Annotated in this window: 19 protein-coding genes; 7 read left to right on the forward strand and 12 right to left on the reverse strand. The window is 43.8% G+C overall.

Annotated features, from left to right (window positions below; genetic code table 11):
* Positions 1-18: 18 nt before the first annotated feature.
* The 12 genes from ACKGJO_RS06560 to ACKGJO_RS06615 all read right to left on the reverse strand — a co-directional run bounded on the left by ACKGJO_RS06560 (position 19) and on the right by ACKGJO_RS06615 (position 13,575).
* Positions 19-2,889 (reverse strand): hypothetical protein, encoded by a 2,871-nt coding sequence (locus ACKGJO_RS06560; protein WP_411322612.1) that lies wholly within the window; start codon positions 2,887-2,889, stop codon positions 19-21.
* Positions 2,889-3,371 carry a hypothetical protein gene (locus ACKGJO_RS06565; RefSeq protein ID WP_411322613.1) on the reverse strand — a complete coding sequence of 161 codons (483 nt, stop codon included), beginning with the start codon at positions 3,369-3,371 and terminating at the stop codon, positions 2,889-2,891. The genes ACKGJO_RS06560 and ACKGJO_RS06565 overlap by 1 nt, the downstream gene beginning before the upstream one ends.
* Positions 3,368-4,063, reverse strand: coding sequence for a hypothetical protein (locus tag ACKGJO_RS06570; protein ID WP_411322614.1), 696 nt, complete (start codon positions 4,061-4,063; stop codon positions 3,368-3,370). The genes ACKGJO_RS06565 and ACKGJO_RS06570 overlap by 4 nt, the downstream gene beginning before the upstream one ends.
* On the reverse strand, positions 4,056-4,907 hold the full coding sequence (locus tag ACKGJO_RS06575; protein WP_411322615.1) for a hypothetical protein: 852 nt from the start codon (positions 4,905-4,907) through the stop codon (positions 4,056-4,058). Before ACKGJO_RS06575 ends, ACKGJO_RS06570 begins: the two co-directional genes overlap by 8 nt.
* Complete coding sequence (locus tag ACKGJO_RS06580) at positions 4,907-5,569, reverse strand: phage adaptor protein (RefSeq protein ID WP_411322616.1); 663 nt, start codon at positions 5,567-5,569, stop codon at positions 4,907-4,909. Before ACKGJO_RS06580 ends, ACKGJO_RS06575 begins: the two co-directional genes overlap by 1 nt.
* A gap of 7 nt (positions 5,570-5,576) precedes the next feature.
* The gene (locus tag ACKGJO_RS06585; protein ID WP_411322617.1) at positions 5,577-6,101 is read right to left on the reverse strand and encodes a hypothetical protein; all 525 of its coding nucleotides are present in this window, start codon (positions 6,099-6,101) and stop codon (positions 5,577-5,579) included.
* Between the two features lie 77 nt (positions 6,102-6,178).
* Positions 6,179-7,522 (reverse strand): SU10 major capsid protein, encoded by a 1,344-nt coding sequence (locus ACKGJO_RS06590; RefSeq protein ID WP_411322618.1) that lies wholly within the window; start codon positions 7,520-7,522, stop codon positions 6,179-6,181.
* A 26-nt stretch (positions 7,523-7,548) separates the two neighbouring features.
* The gene (locus ACKGJO_RS06595) at positions 7,549-8,736 is read right to left on the reverse strand and encodes a mucin-associated surface protein (RefSeq protein WP_411322619.1); all 1,188 of its coding nucleotides are present in this window, start codon (positions 8,734-8,736) and stop codon (positions 7,549-7,551) included.
* A 3-nt stretch (positions 8,737-8,739) separates the two neighbouring features.
* Positions 8,740-10,977, reverse strand: coding sequence for a portal protein (locus ACKGJO_RS06600; RefSeq protein ID WP_411322620.1), 2,238 nt, complete (start codon positions 10,975-10,977; stop codon positions 8,740-8,742).
* On the reverse strand, positions 10,974-12,875 hold the full coding sequence (locus tag ACKGJO_RS06605; protein ID WP_411322621.1) for a hypothetical protein: 1,902 nt from the start codon (positions 12,873-12,875) through the stop codon (positions 10,974-10,976). The genes ACKGJO_RS06600 and ACKGJO_RS06605 overlap by 4 nt, the downstream gene beginning before the upstream one ends.
* Complete coding sequence (locus ACKGJO_RS06610; protein ID WP_411322622.1) at positions 12,875-13,282, reverse strand: hypothetical protein; 408 nt, start codon at positions 13,280-13,282, stop codon at positions 12,875-12,877. Before ACKGJO_RS06610 ends, ACKGJO_RS06605 begins: the two co-directional genes overlap by 1 nt.
* Positions 13,283-13,308: 26 nt before the next feature.
* Positions 13,309-13,575, reverse strand: a complete 267-nt coding sequence (locus ACKGJO_RS06615; RefSeq protein ID WP_411322623.1) for a hypothetical protein — start codon at positions 13,573-13,575, stop codon at positions 13,309-13,311.
* A 449-nt stretch (positions 13,576-14,024) separates the two neighbouring features.
* Here ACKGJO_RS06615 and ACKGJO_RS06620 point away from each other — a divergent pair, with 449 nt between their 5' ends.
* From ACKGJO_RS06620 to ACKGJO_RS06650, 7 genes are all read left to right on the forward strand, one after another.
* On the forward strand, positions 14,025-14,765 hold the full coding sequence (locus ACKGJO_RS06620) for a hypothetical protein (RefSeq protein WP_411322624.1): 741 nt from the start codon (positions 14,025-14,027) through the stop codon (positions 14,763-14,765).
* Positions 14,746-15,276 carry a hypothetical protein gene (locus tag ACKGJO_RS06625; protein WP_411322625.1) on the forward strand — a complete coding sequence of 177 codons (531 nt, stop codon included), beginning with the start codon at positions 14,746-14,748 and terminating at the stop codon, positions 15,274-15,276. Before ACKGJO_RS06620 ends, ACKGJO_RS06625 begins: the two co-directional genes overlap by 20 nt.
* Positions 15,269-15,574, forward strand: a complete 306-nt coding sequence (locus ACKGJO_RS06630) for an FmdB family zinc ribbon protein (protein WP_411322626.1) — start codon at positions 15,269-15,271, stop codon at positions 15,572-15,574. The genes ACKGJO_RS06625 and ACKGJO_RS06630 overlap by 8 nt, the downstream gene beginning before the upstream one ends.
* A 124-nt stretch (positions 15,575-15,698) precedes the next feature.
* The gene (locus ACKGJO_RS06635) at positions 15,699-16,118 is read left to right on the forward strand and encodes a hypothetical protein (protein WP_411322627.1); all 420 of its coding nucleotides are present in this window, start codon (positions 15,699-15,701) and stop codon (positions 16,116-16,118) included.
* Positions 16,115-16,990 carry a hypothetical protein gene (locus ACKGJO_RS06640; RefSeq protein WP_411322628.1) on the forward strand — a complete coding sequence of 292 codons (876 nt, stop codon included), beginning with the start codon at positions 16,115-16,117 and terminating at the stop codon, positions 16,988-16,990. The genes ACKGJO_RS06635 and ACKGJO_RS06640 overlap by 4 nt, the downstream gene beginning before the upstream one ends.
* Before the next feature lie 3 nt (positions 16,991-16,993).
* Positions 16,994-17,410, forward strand: a complete 417-nt coding sequence (locus ACKGJO_RS06645) for an HNH endonuclease signature motif containing protein (RefSeq protein WP_411322629.1) — start codon at positions 16,994-16,996, stop codon at positions 17,408-17,410.
* Positions 17,410-17,895 (forward strand): hypothetical protein, encoded by a 486-nt coding sequence (locus tag ACKGJO_RS06650; protein ID WP_411322630.1) that lies wholly within the window; start codon positions 17,410-17,412, stop codon positions 17,893-17,895. The genes ACKGJO_RS06645 and ACKGJO_RS06650 overlap by 1 nt, the downstream gene beginning before the upstream one ends.
* Positions 17,896-17,990 lie beyond the last annotated feature (95 nt).

Raw genomic sequence — 17,990 nt, forward strand, 5'->3', positions numbered from 1 at the left:
CCATAGGGTGTTGGAGGTTTATCGTTGTTTGTAAAGATACTCAATTCCCAGCGCACGAAGAAGAAATCCCTCGATAACTGTGTTTATTTTCCAGTGGACAAAGCGAGAATTATATGAACGATTTGGTGCGGATTGGAATCCTACCTTATAACGGTTTCTCACTTTACGTTTACCTTTGAAATCGACCGTTTTAGGGTTTGTGTTGTCTTCAGAGGCGTAGCTAAATTCCAAATCGCCAATGTTGACAGGATCGGTGTCGGCAAGTAAATCGATATAGAATTTCCTGAACTTCTTAGTGGTGTTCATTTTTTCCAGATCGTTGGCTACAGCTTCAAGTACGGTTTCAAATTGCGATTCCGCAAACGTGTTGCCGATATTGTGTTCGACAATGCCTTTATTGTTGGACGCATACACAGCGTTGCCGATGTAGGTTCCTACAGCGTCCTTGTAAGTGTAAGGTCCCATCCACTCATTTAGTTCAGTGCTAAACGCGTACGTTTCTCCTATACCCGTGAGTTCTGGAGAAGACACTGGAGCGTTGTCTTTTATGGGCGCGTCATATATTGTGGCACGGTATTCGTCATTTACCGAATCGTAAATGGAAGCGACCTTTCCGGTAACCTCGATACGACCCTGATTGATGTTTTCTAACTGGCCACTGTATCGCCAAAAATCTTTACCGTCACAAAAGTAAAGTCCATTGTTACTTTGTAAAATCGAATTACGTTGTATGTACGGCACGTTCTTTAGAATCCAAAAAGGATCGTTAAGGAACTGTGCTGAATTCACATATACGTCTCCTTCGGGGCCAGAAGACATTTGTTTACCGACTTTGATCACTCCGACGGCCCGTTCACAGAATACGATGAGATCGTTTCTGAATGTTTCAAGGGCAAGAATTTCTCCGTACTGTGAGGAAATGTTCAGGAAGGATGTATATAAAAATGTGCGCGATCCTGAATTGTTTCCACCCTCAACGCTGGGTTCACTCCAAACCAACTGATACGGGAAGTCTGACGTTAATACATTCAGGTCCGTTCGTGTGAGCGCGTTTTCGTAAATGTTGTTTTCGTCTTGACGTACGAATGAAAAGTCTGAATCTTTCTCGTATTGAAAACCGGTATGTTTCAAAAAAGTGCCGTCAAGGATTCTATTATCAAACGTGTTCTGGTCGCGGTAAGAACCGATATAAATCAACTGGTCTTCTTTGAATGTCGCTTCGTCCGATACATAAACATTAACGAACGCTTTTAAGTTTGGCCAATACATGTAATTGGTCCCATCGTACACGTCATTTTGTGTCGTCTCGTCTTGTAGTAGTTCGAAGTCTGCACCAATTATTTCAAACGTAGCAGTTTTGTTCAACCCACCGTTTGTTCTTGGATCATAACCCAACACAAGTTTAACCCCTGAATCAGTGAACTGTAAGTTTTCATAATTTCCTATGAGTTGTGTGTTTGAAATGTCAGAATTCTCTATTTCAGAATAAATCGAATCTGCCGGAAGGACCAAATAAATTTTTGCGTCAGGAACATTAATCACACCAGACACCACAACTCTCTGACCACCGCCTGAACTATCGTATACGTGATCTATCTCCACAGCTTGTTCTAAGTAGTCTTGGTCGTTTTGGGAAAAGCTCAACCCACTTACCGTCGATTCAGTCATTTTAAGCTTCAGACCGTTCTCTTGGACTGCCTTTTTCAAAGAATCCACGTACGACATCTTGTAAGAGTAAACGGCGTATTTTTCGAAAGTAGCACCGCTAACTGCTTCATGTGTACCAACAAATTGTTCTCTATAATATGGAATTTTGGTTCCACAAATGTTCGCGTTGATGTGTTTCTCTGGAACATAATCGGGAGCGGATGGATCACCAACAACTTGATCAACGTTGCCAGTTACCTGAATGGTTTCTTGATTGATGAAAAACAAACTTTTGAATTCTTGACTACCGTATTGGTCATCAACTTCCGTGTCGAGACCTGTATCCCTTACCACATCTTGGATCAAGAACGTAGTTTGGTTTGTCCCTGAATCGTAGCCGGTACGTTTCACAAACCGATAAAAATACTTCCACCCAAGAAACACATGTGGTTTCTGTCTATAGTATAACAACCCTTCAGCCACAGAGTCGAGGGTAGGGACACTCATATTCTCTATAGATAACGAATCGAATTCGATGGTTTTATCTACTTCTTGTACATCGTTTTGGTCGGTTTTCAGGTACAAGGAAACTTCATCGTATCCTAATGTCGATAAATCAGGGATTGTTGTGGGACCAACTTCGATCCCGTCTGTCTTCGTGAGTGAGGTGACTTGGTTACTCACCGGAAAATGGAACGAACTCTGCCCATCTTCAAAGACCACCTTAGCGTACATTTGTAGGTCCGTATTTGGTGGAACCACGATTTGTTCATCGGTGTCAGTTCTTTCTGTTACTGAGATCGTGAACTCATTCGGAAAATTGTCAACTTCTCTTGAGGGATATTCAATGTTAGCTTTGACTAACCTGTCCCTCACTTCTGTCTGTGTCTTATCGTTTGACGTGTTTGTCGTAACGTTCTCGGAAAGTTCACCGCCAGCCACACTCCCATTATCTGTGTACGACACGTACTTCTCTGCCGTACCTAAAATGGGTTCTTCGTTTGGGTTGATGCTCTGTATCAGACGAAAGTTCTGGCCTTCCTCTTTTCTGTACAACTCGATACGGGCGTACTTGATCGCTCCACTTTTGGAGTTCAAATCTTCGGCAACCTTCAATTGTAACACCGCTTTTCTTTGGGTGTTTGTGGTTTTAATGACCACCGGTTCCGAGGTTTTAGTCGCTTTGCCGTCTAAATAAATGTGCCTGTAAGAGTAGTAGTATGTTGTGTTGGCGTCTAACATTATGAGGTCTCGGTTACGTTAATGACTTTAGGTATCTCCGGTACTACATCGTTCAAATAATATTCGTTTTCGATTCTATTGACCATCAAGGTCGATCCAGAGATATACACGGTATTCGTTTTTCGTGTAAGGTCCGCAAAATCGTTGGTCATATCGTGTATGGTAAACGTATTGACAACGGTGAATGGGTTCGTCGCTGTATTAAATACCACCAGCTTCGCCACGTTTTGTGTTGAATGTCTGTAAAGCACAAAAAGATCATCGTTTGGGCCAATGATCATATCGTACACTTTCTCTGACATATCGAGGGCAGTCCCGCTTCGGGTGATGTACCCTTTAATTCGGGACACGTCAAAGGTGTTCCCCCTCTCGCTTATCCGCGCGTTCTGGAGCTTTTTAAATCTGGTAGGGTCACCTTCGTAATCGTTGAAACGTTGGTTAACCCCTTTCTTAAATTCTTGGTAATTTAGTTCCCGACTCATATTGTTCGTCTTCTTCTGCGTCTGCCAAGATTGCGAGTGCTTGACCGTACTCTGAGGTTAGGATTTCGTTTATGTGTCTGTCGCCATTTACTTGACGCTTCGTTGGCATCTTCTTCGGCCTGTCTCGGACTACCAATTCCAAGTCTCATTTCAACTGAGGATATGACCGAATTCCAATATTTTTCAGGAAGGTTATCGATGTATTCTTCGTCTGGGTAAAACACGTACTCGATGTACATTGTCTCCCCTGCTTTTGGGAATGGAGAAAGGGCAACGATGTCCTGAAAGTCTCCTTCAATTTCTATCCGAGTATCTTTATACAATGGCTCGTTTCTAAGCTGGGCCATTCTGTCAATGTTAAACTCGTTTTCCCAATAGGTGTATTCGGCGCTCGAATCTTCGATCCTTACATTCTGCAACTCCGAAAAATCTTCGGGCATCTTAATGTAATCGAATACGTTCTCGCCGTTGTTGTTTACAAATGTCTTCTTCACCTCTTCAGCTTTTTTAGCTATCATCTTCGGAGGCAATATGGAACGTTCCTGTAATTTAGCGATCGTTCGTTTGACGTGGAATGGGACCGAATTTAAAATCTCGTCTCTGTTGGTCTCAACAACCTGATCATCAACGACCCTCTCTTTCGGAAGTTTGGTCTTGATCTGTTGTCGGACGGCTTCGTAAATATTACTCATCGGATTCTACAGGTCTTTTAGTTTTTCGGGCCAGTTCTTGTACCACAGTCTTTCTCACTTTGATGATGACCTCGTTTGGTAAGTCAAGTTCATCGTCGGGTTCTTCGATCCTCTCGTAATCGGGAACGTAGAACAAGTTAATCTGTGTCTTTTTGTTGGTGTACACTTTTCCTTTGAAGATGGAATAAGCGGGACGGGTGAGTTTAGAGGTTCGCAACTCGTCAAATGGCACGAACAATCCGTACATGTAAGACATCCCACGTTTGACCCAATACAGTTTGTCGAGTCCGACTTCGTCTTCAGGATTTTTGCTCTGTGGTTTAAGGGCGGAGGTTGCGTGGTAATAACTTCCAGTAACCGGAGAAAACAACACGTCGTCTTTGTTGATGTCCATTCCTGAACGGTAGTGTATGACGTCCTGTCCTTCGAACGTTTTATTGTGTGTATTGAGGTTTTCGAACGTTTCGATACATTCGTACAGATGGTTCCCTTTGCGGACAAAATCACCTTTCACAAAGGTCTGTAGTTTGTCCATCAATTTATCTTTCACCAAATACACAATGGAACTGACAACCGAATCTTCTGTGTCTAATTCTTGGATCGGCTGAGGACTAATGGTGGTTTCGTAAAGGTCTGGGAACGAGAGGGAAGCGCGTGTGAAATTGAATTTCTTTTCGATCGTATAGAACGAAATGTTGTTCTCCCCTTTAACGTCGACCAATCTAAATTGTTCAGCGTTCTGATTAATTAAGTCAACTATTTCAGACGCAAAAATCTCAGAGTCTTCAATGCCCTGAGATGTGAGATCGGATGATATTTTCTGTACTAACTCTTTTAGGATCATTAATGCAACGTTAATTCGATTTCTTCTTGAAATTTCTGTCTGAACTTATCGGCTTTGTTCAGGTCTTCTTCTTGTAGGGCCATAGATACACACGCATTGTACAACACGGCGTTTGTTAGTGTATCGGGTAACCCCTGTAGAGATGTGTCTGTTGCGACCAATTCTTTAGGTTTTACTATACCGTAGACTTCCACATTGTCAGTGTCTTTTGTTATCCCCTTACCCCAAATCTTAATGATCTTATCTGGGGTGTCTACTGATCCTGTGTTTATGATCTGGTAGAAAAACTGAAACAGTGTCGGCAATACGTAACCTGACTCCAACATCTTCTTTTTGTCTGGGGGGAGTTCGGTCATTCTGATCACTGACGGGGAACGATAGGTAGCCATAATTACCGATAACATATCGGTAGGCAACGATGCGGAACTCACGTCAAAATTTTCTTGAATGGATACTATTCCGTCAACGGTGACCTCTCGTACTACACGTAGGTCATTCAGGACATCGAGTCGTAATTGAGATTTTCTCTCCATACTCGCGCCTAACGTTGCGACTGTCTTTTGGGAATGGTTCAGGTAGCCCAATATAGCTTCAGGGCGGAAGAAATCGTCATCCTCCGCCCCAAAAGCGTATTGTGCCTTCTTGATCAAAGTCTCAGGCATTGGTTACTTATTTTTTAGATTTGGAAGAACTCTTTTTCTTCTTCGTAGCGGTCTTTTTCTTGACCGTGTTCTTAGAAGTGTCTTCGTCGGAATCTGCCTCTTTGGAGGTGTCTTCGTCGGAAGTGTCTTTTCCGTAAGCTTCGGCTTCGCCAATGTCAGCGACAACGATCTTCTCGATGGCTGAAGTGATTGGTTCGCCCACAAGCTCAGATTTGATAAGTGCTGGGAAAGTGTTCTTGGTTCCTACGACTTCGCCGATTTCTTTGATAGCATCATTGGATACTTTGTCGATATAATCCTTGTCGATGTAATCTGGTTCTTCGTCGTTTTCCAAGTATTGTGAAACCTTCTCTGGATCACTTACGAGTTCATAACGGCCTCTTTTATAAAAAGGGTGAGAAAGTAATCCGGCAATTTCGTTTTTGTCGGTGGTTTTATAACTACCACGGTGAAACGAGATTTTAACGCCGTTTACTAATAGAGGGCCTATTCTGTTTTGGTTTGGGTTTTTAGATGCGAAATATACGTCCATTGTTAGCGGGTTTTTTGGAGGTTAAGGGAAATAAAAAAAAAGACGAGGTAGCTTCACACTACCCCGCCAATAAAGGTTTAGGCTTCTTCGATCGCTACTGTGTAGTTAAGAAGAGTGGTCTTCAGACCTTCTGTGGTCTTAGCACGCATGATCTCTTCTTCGTCACCGCCGTTCTCACGGAAAGTTTCTGAAGATGGACCTTCGTTTTTGAAAACCAGTCGTTCTGTACACTGCTCAACGGGGAGCAACATACCGACCGCTTTACCAGCACCTTCCCTCAACGAACCGCCAACGAGAGGATGTTTGTATTCAAAAATAGGTTCGTGAACAAAATCGATCACACCTAAGTTATGTTCGAAACGCATTGTTCGGACACCAGCAACGAATTCGTTACCGTAGAACTGCTGTTTGTCTTCAAACGCTCTTGACAGATAAGAAGCGAACTTACCGGAAACGAAACATTGTCTCACGTCAGGTCCACCTGATTCTGCACCAAAGGCGAATTCAAACAGGTCATAGATACTATCTTTAAAGGCGCTCGGATCGAAAGTGGCTCCACCAGCATTCAGAGAATGTAGGTTTTTATTGCTCATTCGAGTCCAAAGTCCAGCGGAAGAGTGCAACTGATCGCCGTTGTCCAGCGTAATCGTGTCGTCGTCTCCGTAGATTGTACCAATGGTTCTGGAGCGTCTCAGTTCTTTAAACAGATCGGCTTCCTGCTCCATAAGGAAATCGATGTAGTGATCGGTGTTAGCAGAACGCGGTGTGTAACCGGTATCATGAACGATCTTGCGGATCAATGTCCAATCCTGCTTAGAAATCTTGCCTCTTGGTTGAGGTTTGTAATTTCTATCTCCACCACGTAGGGCATCCATACGGTGAATAACCGCGTCGCTGGAACCAGCTACTTGCAAGTTTGTACCGTCGAAACTCTGAATTACCAGATACGTTTTCGAGGTGTCAACGTTTACTACGTCTTTGGTGTAAGCGAAGGTATAAGAACCGTCAGCGCCTACATAACGAATACGATCTCCCTCTCGGAAAATACGTCCGTCTTCCGCAGACATGTAAAACTTCGCAAGGTTGGTCGGGGTGTATCCCGTCGCTCCGCCTGTGTTGTTAACTATGTCAGCTTGATCTGGAACGCCGGTTGCAAGACCAGTGGCTTCATCGGGAAGCAAGTCATCTTTGACATTCCATTCGTGTTTATAATTAGATACGACGTCAAAGCCACCAAATAGCTGAATAAAGGTGTCAATGGTGTTATCGTAAGGTTTGTAAAGGGCTACTTCTTTGGCAACACTTCTCTTCTTCAAAGAGCCGTATCCAGCATCCTGTCCGAGTCCTGCGTCGTAAGACGTCAGAATATCATACTCGTTCAGTACACTGTTAGGCGCGTTGCCATCTGTTGTTAATGGCATATATAATGGGTGTTAGGAGGTTATGGTTACTTGGTTTTGTACATATTCTTTCGGGATCGAATCTGCGAAGTCGTGTTTTCCAAGTGTCTCTGCCTCATCATTTCTTCTGGGGTCAATGACTCTTTACTCGTGGCTTCGTTTGGTTCGCTACCAGACTTGCCGGTTGTGGAGAACATGCGTTTCTTCGACTTATCGTTTGAATTGTCAGTCTTTTTTGTTTCCGGTTGCTTTTTGGTAGCTGACCGTCCACGGCGATCCAAGACTTCTCGAACCGCAATATCGACTGCGTTTTCTCTGATAAGTTCTCGATTGGAAGAGTCTCTGAAGGCGGTTGCTTCGTCGTAAATTTCGTCGAACAACTCTTTGTCTTTGCCGGAGAATTCTAAACCGTACTCTGCAACGGCACGGTCGAATCCGTCTTCCATACGAGATTCATTTTGTGTTTGAATATTCTTGACGCGGGATTCTTCCTGTTTCTGTTCGGCTACGGTGTCCATTTGCTGTTTCACCATACCCTGAACGACGTTGGGAAGTTCGTTAGTCATGTACTGACTTTTCGCGTTCAAGATCATTCGATCTCTATCGAAATCGCTCAGGCCCTCTAATTTGTTTTCATTGAGGTATCCTGAATCTATGAGCTTGTTTACATCAGGTAGGAACTCATTATCGACTTCGTTGAATTTACCTTTTGAAGAGGAAGTGTCAGATTTACCGGATGGCTTCTGACTGAAGAGGCTTTCAACATTGATGTCTTCACCTTTTGATGCTTTGACAAGCGCGTCTTCGAGTTGTGGAAAGTTCTGAAGCGCACGGTTAACGTTTTTGACCGTAGCGTCTTTCTTCTCCAGTTCACTCTGAACTTGCTTGAATTGACGTTGAAGTTTTCCAAATTCTTTCTGTGATTCAAGGTATCCTTTTGAAAGCTTCTGCTCGTCTCCACCGAAGACTTTGTTTAATACTCTGTCTTCAGGAGTGTCATAACTTTCGGATGACCCAACCGTGTCGGAACCGTCAGTTTCATCTTCGTCGTCTTCAAGATAAGGACTATCTTCGCCATCGCCTGAAGATTTCTGGACAACTTCGTCATTTTCTTCTGCCGGATCGTCGTCTGGGGTTTCGTCTTCTGTTTTTGTAGTATCGTCTTCTTCGCTGGAATTACCCTTCAGGGCTTCCGCGAGGGATCGTTTGCGTTCGTCTTCGAGTTGGTTTGGCATTGTTTACTTGGGGTTAGTTGAAGGTTGTTGCGAGGTTCGCAAGGCGTTTTGTGAAGTCGCCTTGTCAATGTTTTGAGCTTTTTTGGTTTGGCTTGCTGACTGTTTAATTTGTTCTAATCCACTTGTTGAGGGGTTTTGTTTTTGTTTTTTCTGTTGTTCTGCTTGTAATCTCGTTTTCTTAATAAGGCTGTCGGCGGTCTTCGCGTCCACACCTTCTTCGTTCAACACGATCTCTACGATCTTCTCGTAATCAACTTTGTTCTGTAGTTGTTCGAGCATTTGTTGACGGCGGAATAATTTGATCTTCTTGATGATCTCGAATCTGTCGGGAGAATTGGAATATTCGAAAGCAAGTTCTAATGGGATCAATCCGCCTACTGCCATCTCCATCATCTTGGCGTTCAGTTCGTTTTCAAGAGTTGGGTCTTCTGATCTGGGTTGCATACTGAAAGCGAATTCTCCAGAATTGATTGCACTTTCGAACAGGTTAAAATCTCTGTCGACTTCTACCTTCGTCCACTTAGCGAGTCGCTGACCGATCAACCGGCCCACGGCTCTCGGATTTTCTTTAGCGTACCGAACGGACATCGGGATCACATGTTCTGAATAGAACGATTCAAGTGTTCTAACGAAATTGTCAAAGATCAATCCGTTGGTCGACTCTCCTTCCTGAAGTTGCATTTTGTATCTGGAGGTTGGTGTCTCGCTTTGAGTCACACCAAGCTGGGCCAAGTTCACGCCGGAGATTCTAAATAGTCTCTGGTCGTAATCGGCGATGATATTGTTGATGGCCGGAATACCTTCTCCGACCGTATTAATTTGTTTCATCACATCGTCGATCGTGCGGTTGTACTTCAGCTTCATCACTAAGAGGCCACCGATCTTCGTATACTCATCGGCCACGTCATCGGGCGTCAAATTTGAATCGTCAAGGGCTTGCTCGTCGACAACGACTAATCCCTTTGCACTATGGGACATCATAAGCTCACGTATCGCCAGCGCCTTGTTCAACGCAATGACGATGTCTTCAATGTCTTCCAAGAACCCACTGAAGTTCCCGTCGTTATGTACAGGGAAGAATGCGGTGAATGGGTGTTTGCCTTTCGGGTGAGTCGTGCGTTGGTGTAGGAAAAGTGTGTTGTATGAAAACACCATCTCGTACCACACTTCGCGGAATGTTTTCTCGATTGTGTACCGTTCTTCGACCATTGCCAAGACTCGCTCTTTGGCGTCCTCTCGGCTCAACTCTTTCATTGCTTCCTCTCCCATATCCTCGGTCAATTCTCGGACCATCTTTATGGCAAGGGAGTCGTAAATCTCGTCTTCTTCCTGATCATGTTTGGCGTAGGTCTCGTCGCCGGTTTCTTCGTCGATAATCAAGAACCGTGGCTCGGTGGTTTTGTAATACATATCCATCACCTTGAGTTGCATCGAATCTGTATTGTCGAAATTCCACCACGCTTCCCAACGTTTGTTAGGTTCAAATTTGTTGTTGTTTCTTAATCGGGTGTAACGTTCAAACAGTTCTTCTACTTGGTCCCCGATCTCAGGAAACTTGGATTTGATGTCAGATTTGTACCAGCGTACTTTATCTCCGATATACTCTGCGTCAGACAGATCGTATTCAATCGCGTTGGTGTCCCACACCATACGGTTAAGCGAACGTCGGGACCATTGTGGTCTTCCGTATACGTCCATATCCGCTTTAAGGAAATCTGCCCCTGTTATGGCTCCGCCTTCGAAGGATTCACTCTCACTCCACTTACCACCTGATAACGATTTGAACTTGGTTAAGAGTCCTGTAATCATTTCAGCATATTTATCATCACCATAATTATGGAAAAACTCTTCGGCTTCTTCCCTGTTATCGAATAGGTCAGCATTCTTTTGAATGAACTCTTCCTGAGTCTTGATGTGACGATCGTAACTGAAGTTGTCCAACGGCACGAATTCATAAGAGAACCGGCGCTTACGTTGTTTGGAAATGAGGTTATTGATCAATGGTCTGGCTACAGAAAATTCAATTGGGGTAGCGTCAAAGGAATCGAAGAACGCCATATCGGATGCATCCCATACGATGTTCTTATATAACTCCATCATTCGCTTACCTACATCCACTCTTTCGGACAGGTCTCGTTCTGCTTGGTTGACGGTGTCTCTGAAACGGGAAACCAATTCTTTGGCCTCGCTGTCAGGCATGTCGGTGAAATTGTTGAAATCTTTTCTATGTGTTATGTTCATCGTTTACCAAGTTTAGCGTGTGAATTCTTTTTTCGTCGGGCGTTTGATTTGGGGAATTTGTACCCTCTCTTTTTCCCAAGAGTAGATTGTTTCTTACCGATCCTGCGGTTACTGTAGTCAACCTTGATGATCTCTTCGTAATCGGTTCCTTCGTCGTTTACTTTTGCGACTTCTTCTTCCCATTTTTCTGAACCCCATACACATAACGCCAGTGCAAAAACCTGATCATCATTACTGCCTTCTTGGGCTTCGGGACGAACGGTTCCGTTTTTCATCACTTTCACGAAATCGTTGTGTTCTTCGACGGTGCTTAGATCGGGAAGTTTGTTGTAGTGGTCTTTGATCCAGCTTTTGTAAAAGTCCAAGAGGTCCTTTCTGGTCTTCTTATCTTGGTGGTAACCAAATTTGAGTTTGTTACCTGTAAGCTGAAAGAACACGTCACCGCGATAAGGAACTAACCCATCCGGTTTTAGAATGTTGACTACCGTACTCAAGTTACCTTCAGGGATTAACAAGGCGTGGTTGTAGAAATACCCGATCCGCATCATTGTGAGGGCCAGATCATCTTCTTCCATACGACCGTGCCATTTGGCTACGATCTTTTGTTCAAGTCTGTCGAACACCATCATCGCCCCATAATCAGCCCCTTCCACGTTTCTGGATGGGTCAGCACTGACGACATACCTATTTTCGTACATCGGGTCTGGGAAGTCGTAAATTTTGAGATCACCCATCGCATCTTCGACGAATTTCATATCTTCGTCTATGAACCCAATGGAATGTTCGCGTTCGCCTTCGTCCTTGAGTGTTTCTTTTAGATCGTAAAGTTCTGTGGTGTTGAAGAAACAGGAATCGGAAGCGAGGAAGGCATCTCTCGGAAACGTCGGGTAGTACCGGTAAGCTTCCTGTAAATCGTAGGAACACTTATTCTTGATACACCATCTGTACCAGTTGATCTGTTCAATCGACAGACCCATTTCGTCCATCAAGTATTCTTCGCGTTGTAGAAAGTCTTTCTTACCAATGGTCCCAAAGTCGATTCCTTCGAGGTCAGTTAATTCACCACCCCTTAATGGGAGTGAGTATTTATCGTCGTCGTACCACGGAAGGAACACGGGACGGTAACCGTCAAAATGGTTGGATTTCCCTTCGATGTAACGGGTCCACTGTTGTTCACTTTTCTCCCACAGTTTATAGAACCCTTCGCCCTTACCGGAAACTCCGTTTGCGGTAGACTCCAGCATGAGAAAGATGTCTGACTTACGTGGGAGAGCCTGTGAAGTGGAACTCAGTACATCCCTGAAATGGTCATAGTTGGCAACTTCAGAGAGATGTACCGCGTTAAGTGTAATACCTTTACCAACGTTATCCCCACCACCGGCAGTACGAACATTCAAACGGCCACCTATATCGCGACCTTTTTCGTCCTGCATCTTAAATTCCATTTTCTTACCAGACTTAGCTTTGGTCTCTGGTCGGATGGGATGGTCACTTTTAATCGTTTCACCTTCGTGATCGACAATGTCAACTCTTTCGGGAATATTCTCGTAACATCTCTTATAGATGTCGTACAATAATCCTGTGGTTTCATCATCATGAGCGAGTACCAACGTATTGTACAATGGGACTTGGATCATATTATCCATATTGATCATCGCCTTTTCGGTAGAGATACCTAACTGACGACCTTTCAACACGATCAATTTTACTTGTTCATACCCGTAAATGTCTTTTGTCCTTTTCTTCTCTTCCTGAACAATTTCGTACAGTTTTTCTTGGGCTGGTTTAGCCTTAAAAGAAATGATCTGATTATCCTCTGACCGTATATGATAGAGGTACGGAGATCGGGTCAAGAAGGAACCGAAAGCGTCAAAAGGAATCTTTGGGTTGTCTGACATTACTCGACCGGTCTTACTGACAAGGGTGGGCGCATAACACTAATGAGTTCACCTTCACCGGTGATCTCGTGAAACAAAAAGGGAGGGATGTCTAAATCGTCACCATCACAAAGTTCAACTATACGTACATTTTTGTGAGTGGTTATATCTTTGGGGTTCGTCGATTCAAATAACTTTATGATGAAACAACCTTCGAGAACTTTAACGTGTTCGTTCTGCCAATGGTTGTGGGCGGTTAGTGTCGATCCGTTGGCCCAAATTTTAAACTTCTCCACTTCGTCGTCTCTGTAAATTTGTTTTTTGGTCCATCCGTCACTGATCGGGAATTCTTTATCGGTAATAAGAATCTCATCAACTTCGCCACTTGCGTACATCGCAATTGTAGCTTTATCGCCTAAGAGTTCCATTAAGCGTAGACGAGCACGTTTTTCTCTTATTTCTCGTCTTTGGATTCGCCTGTGGATGTCTTGTGTCTGCCCATCTCGATTATTCGTTCGTACAGGATTTCCTTCTCCCTCGCTTTTTCCAGCAAAGATGCTTCGTACTTTTCCCCATATTCCGTGACTTTCTTCTGAAGGTGCTTGTTCTCGTCTAAAGTTTTCTTTATAAAATTTTTCCATAGCCAATAAATTATTCCGAGGGCGAGAGAGAATAGCCATCCGTACTCTTTCGCCAGTTCTTTAAGGATTTGTATTTCCATTTCTTTGGGTTTGTCATACTTGGTGTTCCTTTGATCAGTCTTTTTTGTACTGATTACTTGAGCTACTTAGAACACTGTTTAGTAAGATGAGACTACTTCTCTAAATCCACTATTAGTTTAGAGTCTTTACTTTCTTCTAAGAGTAGTTAACTATTCTTTAAAGAGTAGTTTATAGACGGGACATCAAATAAACTGATTCGATGGGACTAATAGTTAGTCAACTGTTTCGTTTCGTTGTCTTCATTCCTTCTTACTCAATCCCCTAAATCCCCTTTCTCTTTCTTCCTTGCTTCAAAGTTAACCACCATTTCTCGCAATTCATGAATATCCCTTGACAACTCTGGAACTTTTTTTCTGGACATGTACAAATCACTCAAGTTGTCTAAGGATTTCTTCGGGTAACGCTCTATAGTGGTTATATTTGGAATCAAACCTCCAACCCCCGAACAATGACCCCACAAGAAGCAATATTAAATCACGAAAGGAATAAAAACGTCCTGTTCTACGAGGATGAGCACAAGTACGAGTTCATTACCGAAGATGGGACGAAAGAACAATGGTACGGAATAACGTCGTGGATCAAAGAGTTCCACGAGAAGTTCGATCGTGATGGTATATCAAAATTTGTGGCCAGTCGAGACCGGCGTACTCAAGAAGAAGTGTTAGCTGAGTGGGACAAAAAACGCGACGACGCCATCGAGTATGGTAACCACGTTCACAAGCTTGCCGAAGATTACATTAACGACGGTCTCATCATAGACGATGAAGAAGACCTCGCGTGTATTATCGAAGCAGAAGGTAAACTCGGTTACCGATCCGTTCTTTCTGAATGGGTCATATACGATGAGCGTCTTAAACGTTGTTCCGCGATTGACTGGTTGGCTTTCAACCCTGAGAACGACAAGTTTGTCATAATGGATTTTAAGACAAACAAAGAGATCAAGTATGAAGGTTACAATGGTAAGATGATGCACTACCCGTGCGAAATGTTACCTGACTCAAATTATTACCACTATTGTCTACAACTGAGCATATACAAAAAGATCGTCAGAGAACAATACGATCTGCCTGTACAGGATGAGATGTTCATTCTTTACATCAGACAAGGCGAGTATGAACTACTGCCAGTTTTCGATATGGGTCACATTGTCGACCTAATGTACGAACACAATGAATATCTTAATTCTTGATCCCTCCAAATCTGCTACCGGATGGGTCGTGTACGACGACATCGAAGAAACCATAATAGCTTACGGCACTTTTAAGTGTGAAATCTCGAAGAGACAGAAAAAAGAACTGAAGAAAACAACGGAGCGCAATGCTGTCGAAATGTATTTGTACTCTCGTTTCCTCGAAGATGTGTGTGACAGATACCAAATTGAAAAAGTCGTATCCGAACAACCTCACGGCAGTCAGTCTGCCAAAGCGAGTTGGGCCTTATCGATGGTCGTTTCCATCATAACGGCATTTAGTGTTTACAAGCTCGGACAGGCCCCGACATTTTATCTGGAGTCGACGTGTAAGAAATCGTTCTTTGATGTACGTTTCGTCGATAAGATACAAACCCGTGAGGCTATGAACGAGATGTGGCGCTCTGAAGGATATAAACCAGAAACCCATCACGGTAAAGTCGTTGGATACAAAGATGAAGCAGTTTCAGACGCTCTACTTGTGTTAACCCATCATTTGCATCATGCCTAAGTATATCTATAAACGCGAAGACGGAACCAAATTCGAAAAGATTCAATCAATGAAGGACGATGCTTTGAGTGAATGTCCTACCACGGGCCAACCGTGCCGTAGAGTCATTACTGGAGGCGTTGTCGGACCAGAATACACAACTAACACACGAAAACCAATGAGTGCAAAAGAAGTAACACAAAAACAAAAAGATAAGATTACGACACTTGGTTCGGATTATTTACCGATTCAAGAACGTCAACGTAAACGTTTCGAAAAGAAAAAAGCGGAACGAGAGCGCAACGGCGAGACTCAGTAATTTTTAACAACCTCCAACCCCCTACTTAATGCCAAAACCCCCAAAAGAATGGGGGATTGTCAAATTTCTCAAGGACAAAGGTGGTGATGTCGGAAACGTTTTGGAATCAGTTGCGAGTTTCGCAATGAACCAGAGTGGCGTCGGCAACATCATTCAAAGTGTTCTTGGGGCTGACCTATCCCCTGAAGACAAAGACCTCGCTTTACAAAAGCTGGCCAACGACATCGAGAGTCAAGAACTGACTTACGAAGATAGAAAGGACGCACGGAGTCTTTACAAAAAAGACGACCAGTTACAAAAGCTATTTGCGATCACCTTCTTGGTGTCGTTTATGATCCTGACCGCAGGACTTTTGACTATGCTCTACCAAACCGCAGTGAACGATATTGATTTTAGTCAATTCACTGTGACACTTATCTCCGCCATCTGGGGTGGAATGTCCGCCAAAGTTAACACCATCATCGACTTCCTGTTCGGTGGTTCATTCGGTAAAGACCAACAGGACCGTGAAATGACCGAATTAGCAAAATGGAGTAACCGATGAACGACAATAAGATTTCAGTAGAAAAAGTCAACAATTTTGTAACGATCATTCGGATCGCATACGAACACGGAGACGAATTCCCATTCTTCCTTTCCTCTGACCACCACGCCGATTCGGTAAAGTGTGAAAGAGAGATTTTGAGAAATCACTTGGAAGAATCAAAAGAACGTGGAGCCAAGAATCTATTCTTTGGTGATACGTACGATCTCATGCAGGGACGGCACGATCGTCGCAGTGCGCCGGAAGACCTCAAGGACGAGTACAAACGTTCTGATTATTTGGACGCCGTTAGCGAAGACGTGGCGGACTTTTACCGCCCGTATGCCGAGAACACCATTGGCTTTGGTCTTGGTAATCACGAAACATCTGTGATTAAGAATACCGGCCACAATCCGCTCAACACTCTCATCGACAAACTATCCAAAGAGAACCCAAACATTATGCGTTGGGGATACCGAGGATTCATTTTCTTCCGTTTCGAACACGTCAACGGTGGCGGTCGATTCACGAAGAAACTTTACTTCCATCACGGAAGCGGTGGGACAGCACCAGTTACCAAAGGGGTCTTGAAAACAGGACGCCGATCAGTATACCTACCAGATGCAGACATTATCTGTACCGGACACACGCACAACGAGTGGTACTTCCCTCTGGATCGCCTACGCGTGAATAGTCACGGTAAAGTGTACTACGACAAACAGATTCACTTACAGTTACCATCGTACAAACGTGACGGTGATGGCAAAGGACCTCCCGTCGCAGGATGGGCCGTCGAAAGTGAATTCTCACCGCAAGGTATTGGGTCGTGGTTCATAAAATTCAAAGTCGCCAACGGGAAAGCAACAATAACTCCAGAACCAATAACCCACTAAGTTATGCCACAAAAACCCGAAGACAGGGACTACAAGAAAGAGTACAAGAACTACCACAGTAAACCCGATCAGATCAAGAAACGCTCGACCCGTAACAAGGCCCGACGTAAGATGGAGAAGAAAGGGAAGGTCCGAAAAGGCGACGGTAAAGAAGTTGACCATCGGATACCACTGAGTAAAGGCGGTTCTAACAGCGCCGGAAACTTACGTGTTGTCTCCAGAAAAGAGAACCGTAAGAAGTACGATGGCGGAAGCCGTAAGCGTAAGTCTCAGACTAAGAGTCGCGCTAAGAAGAAGTACAAAGCCAAAACACCGTCACAGAAACGACGTGTTGCGGAAAAAGTGACCGCTCGTGTTCAACCCCTCAAAAAGTCCATTCGCGACAAAGGGGTAACCGGACCTAAACATAAGCGCCGGTAATGCCGAGCAAAAAGAAAGGGCGCAAAAAACATAAGCGCCGTAAACTTTACGAGACCGCAAAGGATCGTAAGAACGAACGAGAGATCATATCTGTCGTTGAGGAAGCTTGGGGGGTTGAGGTGCAAGCCTTACCCCGTAAGTATTCTTTTGATTTTTGCATAGTCCAAGATGTTGGCGGTAATTTTAACGAACGGTATGAAATCCAGACGTTTTGTGAGATCAAGAACAGGTCCATAAAAATGACTGACTACGAGTTCATCGTCGTTGAATTAACCAAATACTTCGAAGCGATCAAAGTGTATGAGTCAACAGAGATTCCAACCTACCTTTTCTACAAATTCACCGATGGATTGTACTATCATGAATTCGGAAAAATAAATAAGCCTTTCTATAAGTACACGATGGGTGGACGCAAAGACCGTAACGACCCTCAAGATCACACGCCACAGTTGCTTATACCAACTGATATGCTCATCAAAGTGTGACTCCTTTTATCAGTTTTTAAAATGGTCTGAAGATTTTTAGAAAGTTGTCTGGGGATTTCATTGGTAAACGAGCGATGGGTAGTATATTCGAATCG

The organism is Gracilimonas qinghaiensis (genome assembly GCF_046602855.1).
In the GTDB taxonomy this organism is placed as follows: Bacteria; Bacteroidota; Rhodothermia; order Balneolales; family Balneolaceae; genus Gracilimonas.

Bases quoted from the DNA above. Each gene is read 5' to 3' on its own strand.
- ACKGJO_RS06625 (WP_411322625.1), top strand. From the start codon at position 14,746: ATGAATATCTTAATTCTTGATCCCTCCAAATCTGCTACCGGATGGGTC.
- ACKGJO_RS06620 (WP_411322624.1), top strand. From the start codon at position 14,025: ATGACCCCACAAGAAGCAATATTAAATCACGAAAGGAATAAAAACGTC.
- ACKGJO_RS06585 (WP_411322617.1), bottom strand. From the start codon at position 6,101: ATGGACGTATATTTCGCATCTAAAAACCCAAACCAAAACAGAATAGGC.
- ACKGJO_RS06610 (WP_411322622.1), bottom strand. From the start codon at position 13,282: ATGGAACTCTTAGGCGATAAAGCTACAATTGCGATGTACGCAAGTGGC.
- ACKGJO_RS06580 (WP_411322616.1), bottom strand. From the start codon at position 5,569: ATGCCTGAGACTTTGATCAAGAAGGCACAATACGCTTTTGGGGCGGAG.
- ACKGJO_RS06630 (WP_411322626.1), top strand. From the start codon at position 15,269: ATGCCTAAGTATATCTATAAACGCGAAGACGGAACCAAATTCGAAAAG.
- ACKGJO_RS06575 (WP_411322615.1), bottom strand. From the start codon at position 4,907: ATGATCCTAAAAGAGTTAGTACAGAAAATATCATCCGATCTCACATCT.
- ACKGJO_RS06570 (WP_411322614.1), bottom strand. From the start codon at position 4,063: ATGAGTAATATTTACGAAGCCGTCCGACAACAGATCAAGACCAAACTT.
- ACKGJO_RS06590 (WP_411322618.1), bottom strand. From the start codon at position 7,522: ATGCCATTAACAACAGATGGCAACGCGCCTAACAGTGTACTGAACGAG.
- ACKGJO_RS06635 (WP_411322627.1), top strand. From the start codon at position 15,699: ATGAACCAGAGTGGCGTCGGCAACATCATTCAAAGTGTTCTTGGGGCT.
- ACKGJO_RS06565 (WP_411322613.1), bottom strand. From the start codon at position 3,371: ATGAGTCGGGAACTAAATTACCAAGAATTTAAGAAAGGGGTTAACCAA.
- ACKGJO_RS06595 (WP_411322619.1), bottom strand. From the start codon at position 8,736: ATGCCAAACCAACTCGAAGACGAACGCAAACGATCCCTCGCGGAAGCC.
- ACKGJO_RS06640 (WP_411322628.1), top strand. From the start codon at position 16,115: ATGAACGACAATAAGATTTCAGTAGAAAAAGTCAACAATTTTGTAACG.
- ACKGJO_RS06560 (WP_411322612.1), bottom strand. From the start codon at position 2,889: ATGTTAGACGCCAACACAACATACTACTACTCTTACAGGCACATTTAT.
- ACKGJO_RS06605 (WP_411322621.1), bottom strand. From the start codon at position 12,875: ATGTCAGACAACCCAAAGATTCCTTTTGACGCTTTCGGTTCCTTCTTG.
- ACKGJO_RS06615 (WP_411322623.1), bottom strand. From the start codon at position 13,575: ATGGAAATACAAATCCTTAAAGAACTGGCGAAAGAGTACGGATGGCTA.
- ACKGJO_RS06650 (WP_411322630.1), top strand. From the start codon at position 17,410: ATGCCGAGCAAAAAGAAAGGGCGCAAAAAACATAAGCGCCGTAAACTT.
- ACKGJO_RS06645 (WP_411322629.1), top strand. From the start codon at position 16,994: ATGCCACAAAAACCCGAAGACAGGGACTACAAGAAAGAGTACAAGAAC.
- ACKGJO_RS06600 (WP_411322620.1), bottom strand. From the start codon at position 10,977: ATGAACATAACACATAGAAAAGATTTCAACAATTTCACCGACATGCCT.